The organism is Mongoliitalea daihaiensis (assembly GCF_021596945.1).
GTDB lineage: Bacteria > Bacteroidota > Bacteroidia > Cytophagales > Cyclobacteriaceae > Mongoliitalea > Mongoliitalea daihaiensis.
Genome location: NZ_CP063779.1, coordinates 2,349,260 through 2,363,232 on the forward strand (window position 1 = coordinate 2,349,260; position 13,973 = coordinate 2,363,232).

The following is a 13,973-nucleotide window of genomic DNA, read 5'->3' on the forward strand; positions in this document are numbered from 1 at the left end:
TCGAGCGTAAAATTTACGCTCGATTTTTAAGTTGCTGATAAACAGGTAGTAAAATTTTAAGGAGTGAATAGTTTTAAGATGTCGTTTCCAATCGCGAATACCATCAAAGCTAACAAAACTACCATGCCCACCTTTTGTGCATTTTCCAAGAATTTATCGGAAGGTGCCCTACCTGAAATCATTTCATATAACAAAAACATCACGTGTCCTCCATCCAATGCAGGGATTGGTAGTAAATTCATAAAAGCCAAAATCATAGAAATCAAGCCTGTAATACTCCAAAATTTTACCCAATCCCATTGATTGCCATAAATCTTCGCCATGCCAATCGGGCCACTGACATTTTTAGCAGATACTTCTCCTGTAAACATTCTACCCAGGGCCTTTGCATTGATGATAACTACTCCAAATGCGCGTTCAGTTCCTTTAGTTAAAGATTCTGCAATTCCATATTTTCTAACCACAGGCTCAAGCAGAGAATTGACTGCGATGCCGATAGTGCCTTCTGAGCTAACCATTGCGGTTTTTTCCAAGGTCGCACCATCCCGCTCAATTGTAAGATTGACTTCCTGCTCTTTGACTTCTGCCAAGGCTTTTTGTAGTTCATCAAAATAGAAAATGGATTCCCCATTGACAGCTGTAATCTTATCATCTGTTTGTATACCGATTTGTTCGGCAACTGAACCAGGGGCTACTTCACGGATATCAAAAGGAAAGCGAATGTTGATAAAGCTGGACATGGCCTGCTCATTGCTGAAGGAATTGATAAACCCTCTGGGGATGGCGATCTGCATGGTTTCCCCGTTTCTTTCAATAGTGTAATAGCCACTGCTCAAAAGTGCTTCTCCTCCGCTTAATTCGGATAAGCTTCTGTAGGTTTCACCGTTGATGTCTAAAATTTTATCACCATCCTGAAAACCAATTTGCTGCCCGATTTCATAGGCTACAATGCCATGCTCCAAAACTTGATCTCTAGAGAAGTACGTTTCCCCATTTTGATATACCAATACTACAAATATGATGATACCCGTAACAACGTTGACGATGATACCTCCCAACATCACAATTAAGCGCTGCCAGGCTGGCTTGGATCGGAATTCCCATGGTTGAGGTTCGGACGACATTTGCTCGGTATCCATAGACTCATCGACCATGCCGGATATTTTGACAAATCCGCCAAGAGGAATGGCCCCAATGGAGTATTCTGTTTCACCCCACTGAAAACCGATGATTTTGGGAGGGAAACCGATGGAGAATTTCTCCACACGCATGCCAAACATTTTGGCGGTAAGGAGGTGTCCCAACTCATGTAGGCCCACCAAAATTGACAACCCAAGCAAAAGCTGGGCTACCATAATCAAAGTATCCATTATATGTTACGCGTTATTAGTTCTGTTGCCATCAACCGCGATAGTTTGTCTGTTTCTACGTAATCTTCCAAACTAGGCTGTTGAATATAATTCATTTTCACTAAGGTTTCTTCGATAATGTCTGACATTTCTAAGAAGCCAACTTTATCTTGCAAGAATGCTGCCACAACAATTTCGTTGGCGGCATTCAAAATACAGGCAGTATTTCCACCCTTTTCTAAAGCATCATAGGCCAATTGAAGGTTGCGGAATGTCTTTATGTCAGGTTGCTCAAAGGTAAGATTTGGGTAATTCATAAAATCAAACCTTGGGAAATCAGACTGAAATCTATCCGGATAGCTCAATGCAAATTGAATAGGGATACGCATATCGGGCAGCCCTAGTTGTGCTTTGATGCTTCCATCTTCAAACTGTACCAAGGAATGTACGATACTTTGAGGATGTACGATCACATCAATCTGATCTTTTCGTACGCCAAACAACCATTTTGCCTCAATGACTTCCAAGCCTTTGTTCATCAAGGAAGCTGAATCAATGGTGATTTTGGCACCCATATCCCAATTGGGATGCTTCAACGCCTGTTCTTTAGTTACATTTGCCAAAAACTCTCGGTTTTTGCCACGGAATGGTCCTCCAGAAGCCGTGAGGATTAGTTTTTCAATGGGGTTATGAAACTCACCCACCAAACACTGAAAGATAGCAGAGTGTTCTGAATCAACAGGATAAATATTGACTCCCTTACTTTTTGCCAACTCGGTGATCAATTCCCCAGCGACGACCAAGGTTTCTTTGTTGGCCAAAGCGATATGTTTGCCCGCATGAATTGCATTGATGGTGGGTAACAGTCCAGAATATCCAACTAAGGCCGTCAATACAATATCAATGCTCTCCATTTCAACTACTTGAGCAAGCGCTTTTTCACCTGCATACACTTTGATATCCAAAGGGTCTAAGGCGGCTTTGACCTGTGAATAGAGAGATTCATTGACTATGACAACAGCATTGGGTAGAAATTGCTTTGCCTGGGCAATCAATAAATCTGCATTATTTTGAGCAGTTAAGACTTCTACCACAAACTTGTCAAGATGTGCTTGGATGACATCCAAGGTCTGTGTTCCTATGCTTCCTGTCGACCCTAGAATGGCGACGTGTTTTTTTTCTGACATCAACGAATCCCTGAAGAAATTATTTGGGTTACTAAAATAATCTGACAAAATTACAAGGTTATCTTACTTTTCCTGCTAAATTTTCGTTTGTTTTTACTAGACTTCCAATTTGGCATGCAAATGGGAAAAGTAATTGGTAATTGGAATGTTGTTAACTGTTTTAATTCGAATATCGTTACAGATTGTATGGGAAAGAATTTGAAATTTATTGTATTGGCCTTTATTGCTGGTTTAGCGGGTGCATGGACCTATCAGCAGCTTTTTGTTTCTAATCAAATTACTGTAAGCGAAACAAGTCAAGCTCAACAAGTACCCTTTCAAGTGAACTTTGAGCGGGATGAAAACGTGAGCGTTGCAATGAATGCGCCGATTTCCTTTGTGGAGGCTTCGGAAAAAAGTACTCCCTCAGTAGTTTTTATCAAGAATTTTTCTGGAACAGATCAACGCAGATACAGTATTTTTGATTATTTCTTTGGTACAGGCCCCAATCAACGGGTAAGTACAGGGTCAGGTGTAATCATTAGTTCGGATGGATACATTATTACCAATAACCATGTGATTGACAGAGCGGAAACCATTGAGGTAGTCCATCAAAAACGCACGTATCCTGCACGATTGGTAGGTACTGACAAAAATACAGACATTGCAGTGTTAAAAGTGGAGGCAGCCAATCTCCCTGCAATCCAACAAGGTAGCAGCAGGGAGTTGAGGATCGGAGAATGGGTGATTGCTGTAGGAAATCCATTTAACCTTACGTCCACAGTTACAGCAGGTATTGTGTCAGCAAAAGAGCGCCAGATCAATATTTTAGGAGGGGAATTTCCCTTGGAATCATTTATACAAACGGACGCACCTATCAACCCTGGTAACTCTGGTGGAGCTTTAGTAAATGTTAAAGGAGAATTGGTTGGGATTAATACGGCTATTCTTTCTAGAACAGGCTCATATACGGGCTATGGATTTGCTGTTCCAGTAGATATTGCGGTTAAAATTGCCAATGATTTGATCAAGTTTGGAGAGGTTCAGAAAGCCATTCCAGGCGTTGATGTAGTGGAGGTTACCCCTGAACTGGCAGAGGAAATGGGATTAAATTCTTTAGATGGAGTCATTGTGACCCATGTTATTCGCAATGGAGCAGGAGAAAAAGCGGGTTTGCAAAGAAATGATGTAATTACGCGGATCGAAAACCTGCCTATTACGGGTAAGGGCAGCTTTGAAGAGGTGTTGTCCTATTACTATCCAGGGGATAAAATAACGGTTCAGCTTCGGAGGGGTAGGGAATCCAAAACAGCTCAGTTGACCCTTCAGAATCTAGAAGGAGGAACAGGAGTGATTCGAAGGGAATTCTTTACTTCCAGCATTTTAGGTGCACAGTTAGAAACTATCAATACGCTAGAGAAAGACAGATTCAATATCAGTCATGGTATCAAAATCACGGCGATGACCCGTGGTTACTTGAGAGATCTAGGATTGAACAATGGCTTTATCATCACTCAAATCAACGGTGAACCTGCTAAAAACCCGGAGCAAACCGGTCAATTCTTAGAAAAGTTCAGCGGTCGATTGCGCTTAGAAGGCATTACTGCCAATGGTCAACCGTTTATGCAATCCTATAATGTGCGCTAGAAAAATCAAAAACCTTACTCAACATTTCTATGAAATCTTTTAAAACAAGCTCCTATTCTCCACATGCCAAATTTCAAGAAGCGTTGGCTGAGTTGAATGAGTACATTCATCTGGCAGAAGCCAAGAAAGGTGATTTGAAGAAGTACCATCAGCAACTGGCACGCCTATTTGAGATCACCCACCAACAGGCCTTGCATTCGATGGAAGATTTTTTTCGGAAGCAGGGGAAGGGGCCTTTTACAGGATCAAGGGATTTGACAGTGGAGGCCTTTCATGCTGATTTGATTGATGATGGGAAGGGATGGCTGGATATGATTATTGATCGTATTAAGTTTTCGCCCGTCTATCCTGAAGATTATGATGCTGAGTTGGCAGATAAGATTATCAAAAAATACATCAAGCTCATGGATAATTTCGAACGGAAGTTTACGAAGATTTGAATACTGTTTACCGCCCCCTACTAACAGCAAATAGATCGTTGGCTTCGACTTCGCTCAGCCAACAGTGAGTGTAAACATACGAAGTACCGCAGCCTGTCCCGACCCTCGGGATACCAAGAACCAAGTAGGGATTAAGGTAAAAAAAACGAAAAGTAAGTCTACCACTAACGAAACCGAGGACTGTCGACAGTGGACAGTTGACCTCTCTCCACTAATCACTTAATCAACCAATCACTTAATAAACTAATTGTGCACTTCTCACTTCTCACTACTAATACCCATACTTCCCCTTCCATTTATCTTTCAGATAACGTTTGAGTTCTTGTTCTCGGGCATTGTTGCCAGGGCGGTAAAATGAGGTGTTTTTGAGTTCGTCGGGTAGGTATTCTTGGTTGATAAAATTTCCCTCGTAATCATGAGCATATTGATAGTTTTTGCCATAGTTTAAATCCTTCATCAATTTGGTGGGGGCATTGCGAAGATGGAAAGGGACAGGCAGGTCACCGGTTTGGCGGACGGCTTGCTGAGCCTCATTGATGGCCATATAGGCAGCATTACTCTTGGGACAGCTAGCTAGGTAGGTTACACATTGAGAGAGAATGATTCTTGCTTCGGGGTAACCAATGATTTTCACTGCTTCAAAGCAGTTGGTCGCCAATAGCAAGGCATTAGGATTGGCGTTGCCAATATCCTCAGAAGCTAAAATCACCAATCTTCTAGCGATAAATTTCACATCTTCACCTCCTTCAATCATACGTGCCAACCAATAAACGGCAGCATTGGGGTCAGAACCTCTGATGGATTTGATAAAGGCAGAGATGATATCGTAATGTTGCTCACCACTTTTATCATATAAAGCTACTTTTTGCTGGGCAATGGTACTCACTTGTGCGTCGGTGATTACACATGACTCCCCTTCAATAGCATTGACCACAATTTCAAACAAGTTGAGGAGTTTGCGTCCATCTCCACCCGATAATCGAAGTAAAGCTTCCGTTTCTTGGAGATCAATGGTTCTTTTTTTTAAGTCAAGGTCTTTTTCCATGGCCTGTTTCAGCATGGCCAATAATTCATCCTTACCCAAGGCATTCAAGGTGAAGACCTGACAGCGGGAGAGAAGGGCAGCGTTGATCTCAAAAGATGGGTTTTCCGTTGTAGCACCGATCAGTCTAATGGTGCCTTTTTCTACTGCGGCTAACAATGCATCCTGCTGGGATTTGTTGAAACGATGAATTTCATCGATAAATAAGACCACTCCTTGTTGGAATTTGGCCTTTTCGATGACTTCCCGGATGTCTTTGACTCCACTGCTAATGGCTGAAAGCGTATAAAAAGGTACTTTGATTTCGTTGGCGATGATGTTGGCGATTGTAGTCTTTCCTACTCCCGGAGGTCCCCATAAAATAAGGGATGGGACATTGCCAGATTGAATGGCCCTATAGAGAAAGGTGTTGGATGCACTTAAGTGCTCCTGTCCAATCAATTCTTGCAGTCTGCTAGGCCGCATGCGTTCGGCTAAAGGGGTATTGTTCATAGGCGTTGGTTGCTCTTCCAAGGTCAAAGATAAAAAAGCTATGGCTTCTGAATAGGGATTTCAGGAAAGCTTACTTAAAACATCCAACATTAAATTCCAGCTACCCGTTTATAACCTCTACAAAGCCATGATTTTTGATTAATTTTGTCCCATGAATTCCATGACCGCAACACCTATATTTACAATCAAAGGCTTGCTGAAAATCAGTAGGCCTTCCAATTTACTGATTGTGGTGTTTGCACAGTTGATGACTGCCCATTTTTTGGTAGAGACTACCCGTCAAGGCGTACCCGTGTTACAGGATATTAATCTTTACCTCATTATCCTTTCAACAGTGATCATTGCTGCTGCGGGGTATATGATCAATGATTATTACGATGTGAAGATTGATTATGTCAATAAACCAGAGGAGGTAATTATAGGCAAGGGGATGAAGCGGCGCGTGGTTATTTTTTTACATACCTTACTTAACTTTTCAGGAATTGGGATAGGCTATCTTGTCAGCCCACGAATTGCCGTGATTAATTTTATTGCCGCTTTTTTACTGTGGTGGTACAGCAACGCACTGAAGCGCTTGCCATTTATAGGGAATTTAGTAGTCGCTTTATTGACTGGAGTCTCGATTTGGATTATTGGGTATTATTATCAAAACGCCGAATTGTTGGTGTTAACGTATGCCATTTTTGCCTTTTTTCTGAATTTGATACGGGAGATACTCAAGGATATCGAAGATAGACATGGGGATAGAAAACATGGATGTCAGACCCTGCCGATAGTCTTTGGTTTCCGAAATACCAAGTATATCATATTTTTGATTGCCTTCGTGTTTGTAATTGCGATTTTGATAGTGACTTTTAAAATCAATAAGCTATCCCTGTTTTATTATTTTGGAGGGCTGAGTTTTCTTTTCTTTTTGTTTATGTACAAAATATATCAAGCCGATCGAAAAGCTCATTTTTCGCAATTAAGTTTGCTCTCTAAGTTATTGATGTTGGCTGGAATTCTGAGTATGGGACTTATCTAAACGATCAACTTCTCCACAAATACGGGAACAAAATATAAGCAGCAGCTGCAATGATGGCGTTGATGGCTGCGAGTGTAATTAGTTTATCCACGCTCACTGAAAAATCCAAGCCATCGATCGCATTTTTGGATACCCTGATGGCCATCAGAAGAATGGGAATAATCACAGGAAAGCTCAAGATGGCCATTAATGTGGCATTGTTGCTGGCTTTGGAGGCGATTCCCGACACCATGGTCAGACAGGCTGAAAAACCTATGGAGCCCAAAAATAAGTTAAGGATAAATAATCCCTGATCTTGAACAGGGTTGCCTAGGATGATGCTAAATACCAAGTAACCTAACAAGGCCAAAACTAGTGTTAGGAGTGTATTGTAGAGCATTTTTGAAATGATGATAGCTTCCGGAGAGGCTATCATGTAGTAGTATAATTGTCGGCCTTGATGTTCCTGCATGAAACTCTTCGCCACCGCATTGACCGCTGAAAAAAGGATAATAATCCAATATAGGGCATTCCAAGTAGGGACTGCTATATTTCCTTGCTTTGCACCTACACTCAAGTATACGATAAAAACAGCTGACACTACGTAGAGTAATATCCCATTGAGGGCATACTTCTGTCTCCACTCAAGGGTGAATTCCTTAATGAGAAGTGTTTGGATCTGTTGCATCATAGGGCAAAGATAGGGGATTTTGGGAGAAAAGGATTTAGAGGCAAGAGGCAAGAAACAAGAAACAAGAAACAAGAAACAAGAAACAAGAGGCAAGAGGCAAGAATCAAGAGCTCGCAGAATGTACAGAAAGTACAGAAAAATTAGCATAGAAAAGTTTGTTCCCAACGAAAGAAATAAAGAATCAACTAGCTAATTCTATCAATTGACCCAAATTTTTACCTGGGACAACATGTCAAGAACTTTCGGAACAAGTTAAAGAATATTAAATGAAATATTCGATGCGTTCTTCTCTTGGGATAGGTTTGAGGAGTCCGAGATTTTTTTTGAACTGATAGGAAAGATTAGCTGAGAGGGAGCGATCTGATTTTTTGTAATTTTTCCCTAAAGTCTCTTGTTTCATTCCTTTTGGCATTTGTTGCTCTTGCTTGACTCGCTTTAATACTTCCACAACTGCTCGAGAGATTACTAAACTGGTTTTGATATCAATGGTGACTTCATCATCTTTTGCCTGTAAGCTTGGATAGCCTACTGCATAGATGTCTCCTCTATCGACTCCGGTGTTGATTTGGTGAACAGAGGCGCCAATAAAATCAAAATCCTTCTTCAAAAACGCCCAAAATAAGGTATCATTTCCTCTGTATTTTGGAGGAACACCGTAATGAATATTGATTGCCCCTATTTTTGGAATCGATAGTAAGTCTTTGGAAAGCATAGGAGCTCTACAGGTCAATAAGATATCAGGTTTCAAATTTTGAATAAGTTGAATACTTTCCGGATTGTTCAGCTGAGAAAACGGTACAAGGATGGTTTCATGAGGGATTTCATCCAAATTGTACCCTTTGATTTTTTTATTGAGTGCATTTTGATGCAGTTTTTTGAAAATTCTTTGAGAAAAACTTGCTTTTCCTTTTTTCGATTTCACATCATTGCTAACCGAAACCTTACCGCTAGGAGCAATCACTGATACATCTCGAAAGTTGTTGAGCACTTCATACACTATGATCCGTTCTCTTGGTGTACATTCACTGATAATTAAAATTTTCATCGTCGATGATTAGTAAAAATTGGGTCGAATATAAAAAAATCAGTTATGGAGACCATGGAAAAATGTTTAAAAATAGGGTTTGAAGGTTTAAATGGTACTCCTTTGAAAATCATCTTATTTTAAGATGATGACCAATTGGAATCTACTTTTTAACACAGATCAACCATTATTTCCATTTATTTCTACCTTATTTCCTCTCTCTACCCCCAAAAATCTCTCCATCCCAAATATCCCAATATCCAATATCCACCAATATCCTTTCTGTCCACAGATTGCTCAGATTTCCACAGATTTTTTTAACAAAATTGAGTTTAGCACCCCTCAACAATTATTTCAATTTATTTACACCTTATTTCTACCTTATTTCCTCTCTCTATCCCTAAAAATCTCTCCAACCCAAATATCCCAATATCCAGTATCCACCAATATCCTTTCTGTCCACAGATTGCTCAGATTTCCACAGATTTTTTTAACTAAATTGAGTTTAGCACCCCTCAACAATTATTTCAATTTATTTACACCTTACTTCTACCTTATTTCCTCTCTCTACCCCCAAAAATCTCTCCATCCCAAATATCCCAATATCCAGTATCCACCAATATCCTTTCTGTCCACAGATTGCTCAGATTTCCACAGATTTTTTTAACAAAATTGAGTTTAGCACCCTTCAACCAATTATTTCAATTTATTTACACCTTATTTCTACCTTATTTCCTCTCTCTATCCCTAAAAATCTCTCCACCCCAAATATCCCAATATCCAGTATCCACCAATATCCTTTCTGTCCACAGATTGCTCAGATTTCCACAGATTTTTTTAACAAAATTGAGTTTAGCACCCCTCAACAATTATTTCAATTTATTTCCACCATATTTCTACCTTATTTCCTCTCTCTACCCCATAAAATCTCTCCACCCCAAATATCCCAATATCCAGTATCCACCAATATCCTTTCTGTCCACAGATTGCTCAGATTTCCACAGATTTTTTTAACAAAATTGAGTTTAGCACCCTTCAACCAATTATTTCAATTTATTTCCACCTTATTTCTACTTTATTTCCTCTCTCTATCCCAAAAAATCTCTCCATCCCAAATATCCCAATATTCAGTATCCACCAATATCCTTTCTGTCCACAGATTGCTCAGATTTCCACAGATTTTTTTAACAAAATTGAGTTTAGCACCCTTCAACCAATTATTTCAATTTATTTCCACCATATTTCTACCTTATTTCCTCTCTCCACCCCAAATATCCCAATATCCAGTATCCACCAATATCCTTTCTGTCCACAGATTGCTCAGATTTCCACAGATTTTTTTAACAAAATTGAGTTTAGCACCCCTCAACAATTATTTCAATTTATTTCCACCTTATTTCTACTTTATTTCCTCTCTCCACCCAAATAAAACTCTCCAACCAATAATATCCTACTACCCAATATCAATCAATATCTTTTAAAATTCTGCCAAAATGACATTTTTCCACCTTTGGAACAGGCATTGATAAAGAGCCATTATCAATAATGTATTTCACAACATAAAATTATAGAGCTATGCAGGAAAAAGGTACGATCTCGATACATACCGAGAACATTTTCCCTATCATCAAGAAGTTTTTATATTCCGATCATGAGATTTTCCTTCGGGAATTGGTGTCCAATGCTGTAGATGCCAGCCAAAAAATCAAGCGATTGGCTCAACTAGGACAGTATAGTGGTGAGTTGGGTGACCTGACTGTGGAGGTTGCTTTTGACAAAGACAAAAAGACCATCACCATCTCTGACAGTGGTCTTGGGATGACTGCAGAGGAAATTAAGAAGTACATCAACCAGATCGCGTTCTCTGGTGCTACTGAGTTTGTAGAGAAATTCAAGGATGCCAAAGATGCCAATGAAATCATCGGTAAATTCGGGTTGGGCTTCTACTCTGCATTTATGGTGGCGAAACAGGTAGAAATCAATACCCTTTCTTACCAAGAAGGCGCTGCCTCTGCCCGTTGGACCTGCGATGGGAGTACAGAATTCGAAATCTCCGAAGGTGACAGAAAAACACGCGGTACAGACATCATCCTTCATATCAATGAGGATTCCGAAGAGTTTTTGGATAAATGGAAGTTGCAGGGAATTTTGGACAAATACGCCAAATTTTTGCCTGTTCCAATCAAATTCGGCACCAAGTCTGAAAGCGTAGAGGATGGTGTAGATGACAAGGGCGAGAAAAAGTGGAAGTCGGTAGAGGTGGATAACATCATCAATACAACAACCCCTATCTGGACCAAATCTCCGAGTGACCTGAAGGATGAGGATTACTTAGCTTTCTACAAGGAGTTGTATCCAATGAGTGAAGATCCATTGTTCTGGATTCACTTAAATGTGGATTATCCATTTAACTTGACTGGGGTATTGTACTTCCCGAAAGTGAAAAATGATTTTGAGTTCCAGAAAAACAAAATCAAACTTTTCAGCCGTCAAGTATTCATCACCGACGAGGTAAAGGACATTGTACCTGAATTTTTGATGTTGTTGCATGGGGTGATTGATTCTCCAGATATTCCGTTAAACGTGTCCCGAAGCTTCTTGCAGTCTGATGGCAATGTGAAGAAGATTAACAACTACATCACCAAGAAGGTGGCAGACAAGTTGGCAGAATTGTTCAAGAAAGACCGCAAGGTTTACGAAGAAAAATGGAATGACATCGGTCTTTTTGTGAAGTACGGAATGATCAGCGAAGAGAAGTTTGCTGAAAAAGGGAAAGACTTTACCTTGTTGAAAAATACCAATGGGGAATTCTTTACGCCATTAGAATACAAAGAAAAAGTAAAAGCCCTTCAGACCAATAAAGAGGAGCAAGTAGTGTACTTATACGCAACGGATGTGGCAAAGCAAGATGCCTTTATTCAGTCAGCGAATAAAAAAGACTACGATGTCTTGGTGATGGATTCACCGATTGATAGTCATTACATTCAGCATTTGGAAATGAAGGAGGAAAAAACCACCTTGAAGCGTGTGGATTCCGATGTGGTAGATAAGTTGATTGTCAAAGACGATGGTTATGCCAATCTGTTGACAGAGGAACAGTCTACTCAGGTGACGGAAATCTTCGAAAAAGCTATCGGAAGTCAGACCTACAGTGTGGCAGTAGAAGGCTTAAGTCCGGAGGAAATGCCAGTGACGGTGACCATGGATGAGTTTATGCGCCGCATGAAGGAAATGTCCCAGATGGGTGGAGGTATGAGTTTCTACGGAGCCATGCCAGATAATTACAAAGTAGCGGTTAATGGTAACCACCCGTTAGTAGATAAAATCCTCAAAACCGAATCAGCCGAGGAAAAAGAGAAATTGGCGAAGCAAGCATTTGATTTGGCGCTCTTAGCACAAGGAATGTTGACAGGCAAGGATTTGACCGCCTTTGTGAAGAGAAGTGTGGAGATGATATAAGTCATTGATGTCTTTAGAACTTCATTGATTTACATTACAGAAGGCCTTTGGGTGCAGTTAGATGTACTCAAAGGTTTTTTTTATCCTGAATGGGCAGAATTTTTGGTATGAATGATTAAGTAATTTTTAAAACACAGATAGAGAGGGATTTTCACTGATTGACACAGATTTTTTTGCTGACGCAAAGTTAGTTTAGCACAACCAACGAAGTAGTTCCAGTTATTTTCACTTTATTTCCTCATCCTCTATCTCCAAAAAATCTCTCCTTTCAAAATATCCTAATATCAACAAGTATCCATGAATATCTTTTCATCCCAAAGATATTTTGCTTATGCAAACTATGGTTGATGAGAATTTTTAGTGTATAGTAAGTTGCATGGTTTTTTGGGTGAGTATTATTTGTGAACGGGGGCTTAGGTATAATTATTTCCCAAAAATTACTATTTTTGATAGTATCATTTGATACTATCAAAAAATGAAACCTCCATACGATCTTACACCTGCAATCCTCAAGCTCATTACTTCTATTTCAGAAAAAATAGGAGCGGTCAATGCTAAATTAATTGTTAGCCAAAATCCGAAACTTAGAAAGCAAAATCAAATCAAGACTATCCATTCATCTTTAAGTATCGAAGGAAATACCTTATCTGAAGATCAAATTACTGCCATTATCGAGAATAAAAGAGTGGTTGGGCCTGAAAAAGATATTCTTGAAGTCTTAAATGCATTGGAGGCGTATAAGAATTTGAAACAATGGAAGTCTTCTTCAGAAAAAGACTTTTTGAAGGCTCATAAGATGTTGATGAATAAATTGATAGAGGTTCCGGGCAGATATAGAGCAAAGGGGGTAGGAATTGTCAAAGGTTCTAATGTTGAACATCTTGCTCCTCCTGCTTCTAATGTTCCTTTCCTCATGAAAGAACTTTTTACATACCTTAAGGATAAGTCTGAGCTACCTTTGATCAAAAGCTGCGTTTTTCATTATGAGATGGAATTTATTCATCCATTCATGGATGGAAATGGTAGAATGGGTAGGCTTTGGCAAACGGTTATTTTGATGGAGAATTACCCGTTATTCGAATTTCTTCCATTTGAAAGTCTCATCGCTAAAAATCAAAAGGAATACTACCAGGCTCTTTCTGCAAGTGATAAGGAAGGCAAATCAACACAGTTTATTAAATACATGCTATTGCTAATTCAGCAATCCTTAGATGAACTTCTTGAAAGCGACACAAAAAAGCTTGATGGAACAGAAAGACTAGAAGTTTTCTTGGAACAATCAAGCGACATGTTTTCTAGAAAAGAGTATATGAAGTTCCATAAGGAGATATCTTCCGCTACGGCAAGCAGAGATCTCAAAAATGGAGTAGCGCTTGGTTTTGTTACAAAATCTGGAGATAAAAAAACAACCCTCTATCAAAAGAAAAAATCTTGAAGTCATTTAGATATTAAGCTCTCAATTTCTATTCTACTTATCAACTTAATCCATCCCATCAACAAGCCATCCTTCCTTAAGAGATTCAAGATCAATGGGATGGAAATAGTCAGGTATTGGTAATGAGAGCGGTGAGGAGTAAGTGACCAGTGGTTAATAAAATTTTTTATACTGTAAATCAATGGCTTATGAATTTTATTAAAAAAAATAATTCTGAATATTTGG

The 13,973-nt window shown here is 39.5% G+C and carries 10 protein-coding genes; 5 read left to right on the forward strand and 5 right to left on the reverse strand.

The features are described from left to right. Positions 1 to 56: 56 nt before the first annotated feature. Entirely contained in the window at positions 57 to 1,370 is a 1,314-nt protein-coding gene (gene rseP / locus IPZ59_RS09980; RefSeq protein WP_236139703.1) for an RIP metalloprotease RseP, read from the reverse strand. Next, a complete protein-coding gene (locus IPZ59_RS09985; protein ID WP_236139795.1) occupies positions 1,370 to 2,536 on the reverse strand; it encodes a 1-deoxy-D-xylulose-5-phosphate reductoisomerase in 1,167 nt (388 codons plus the stop codon). Before IPZ59_RS09985 ends, rseP begins: the two co-directional genes overlap by 1 nt. Positions 2,537 to 2,722: 186 nt before the next feature. On the opposite strand from IPZ59_RS09985, the gene IPZ59_RS09990 reads away from it, so the two are divergent. Beyond that, a complete protein-coding gene (locus IPZ59_RS09990) occupies positions 2,723 to 4,162 on the forward strand; it encodes a trypsin-like peptidase domain-containing protein (RefSeq protein WP_236139796.1) in 1,440 nt (479 codons plus the stop codon). A gap of 29 nt (positions 4,163 to 4,191) precedes the next feature. Next, entirely contained in the window at positions 4,192 to 4,602 is a 411-nt protein-coding gene (locus tag IPZ59_RS09995; RefSeq protein ID WP_236139704.1) for a nucleotidyltransferase substrate binding protein, read from the forward strand. A 271-nt stretch (positions 4,603 to 4,873) separates the two neighbouring features. On the opposite strand, the gene IPZ59_RS10000 is transcribed toward IPZ59_RS09995, so the two are convergent. Beyond that, on the reverse strand, positions 4,874 to 6,136 hold the full coding sequence (locus IPZ59_RS10000) for a replication-associated recombination protein A (RefSeq protein ID WP_236139705.1): 1,263 nt from the start codon (positions 6,134 to 6,136) through the stop codon (positions 4,874 to 4,876). A gap of 151 nt (positions 6,137 to 6,287) precedes the next feature. Here IPZ59_RS10000 and IPZ59_RS10005 point away from each other — a divergent pair, with 151 nt between their 5' ends. Then, positions 6,288 to 7,160, forward strand: coding sequence for a geranylgeranylglycerol-phosphate geranylgeranyltransferase (locus tag IPZ59_RS10005; protein ID WP_236139706.1), 873 nt, complete (start codon positions 6,288 to 6,290; stop codon positions 7,158 to 7,160). Positions 7,161 to 7,164: 4 nt separating this feature from the next. Here IPZ59_RS10005 and IPZ59_RS10010 read toward each other — a convergent pair whose 3' ends face one another. Both IPZ59_RS10010 and IPZ59_RS10015 read right to left on the reverse strand, forming a co-directional pair. Further along, on the reverse strand, positions 7,165 to 7,830 hold the full coding sequence (locus IPZ59_RS10010) for a heme exporter protein CcmB (protein ID WP_236139707.1): 666 nt from the start codon (positions 7,828 to 7,830) through the stop codon (positions 7,165 to 7,167). Positions 7,831 to 8,092: 262 nt separating this feature from the next. Beyond that, positions 8,093 to 8,875, reverse strand: coding sequence for a formyl transferase (locus IPZ59_RS10015; RefSeq protein WP_236139708.1), 783 nt, complete (start codon positions 8,873 to 8,875; stop codon positions 8,093 to 8,095). Between the two features lie 1,554 nt (positions 8,876 to 10,429). Here IPZ59_RS10015 and htpG point away from each other — a divergent pair. Next, positions 10,430 to 12,313, forward strand: coding sequence for a molecular chaperone HtpG (gene htpG, locus IPZ59_RS10020; protein ID WP_236139709.1), 1,884 nt, complete (start codon positions 10,430 to 10,432; stop codon positions 12,311 to 12,313). 475 nt (positions 12,314 to 12,788) lie between these two features. After that, positions 12,789 to 13,748 carry a Fic family protein gene (locus IPZ59_RS10025; RefSeq protein ID WP_236139710.1) on the forward strand — a complete coding sequence of 320 codons (960 nt, stop codon included), beginning with the start codon at positions 12,789 to 12,791 and terminating at the stop codon, positions 13,746 to 13,748. The last annotated feature ends 225 nt before the right edge of the window (positions 13,749 to 13,973 follow it).

Bases quoted from the DNA above. Each gene is read 5' to 3' on its own strand.
- IPZ59_RS10000 (WP_236139705.1), bottom strand. From the start codon at position 6,136: ATGAACAATACCCCTTTAGCCGAACGCATGCGGCCTAGCAGACTGCAA.
- IPZ59_RS10005 (WP_236139706.1), top strand. From the start codon at position 6,288: ATGAATTCCATGACCGCAACACCTATATTTACAATCAAAGGCTTGCTG.
- IPZ59_RS09995 (WP_236139704.1), top strand. From the start codon at position 4,192: ATGAAATCTTTTAAAACAAGCTCCTATTCTCCACATGCCAAATTTCAA.
- IPZ59_RS09990 (WP_236139796.1), top strand. From the start codon at position 2,723: ATGGGAAAGAATTTGAAATTTATTGTATTGGCCTTTATTGCTGGTTTA.
- IPZ59_RS10025 (WP_236139710.1), top strand. From the start codon at position 12,789: ATGAAACCTCCATACGATCTTACACCTGCAATCCTCAAGCTCATTACT.
- htpG (WP_236139709.1), top strand. From the start codon at position 10,430: ATGCAGGAAAAAGGTACGATCTCGATACATACCGAGAACATTTTCCCT.
- IPZ59_RS10015 (WP_236139708.1), bottom strand. From the start codon at position 8,875: ATGAAAATTTTAATTATCAGTGAATGTACACCAAGAGAACGGATCATA.
- rseP (WP_236139703.1), bottom strand. From the start codon at position 1,370: ATGGATACTTTGATTATGGTAGCCCAGCTTTTGCTTGGGTTGTCAATT.
- IPZ59_RS10010 (WP_236139707.1), bottom strand. From the start codon at position 7,830: ATGATGCAACAGATCCAAACACTTCTCATTAAGGAATTCACCCTTGAG.
- IPZ59_RS09985 (WP_236139795.1), bottom strand. From the start codon at position 2,536: ATGTCAGAAAAAAAACACGTCGCCATTCTAGGGTCGACAGGAAGCATA.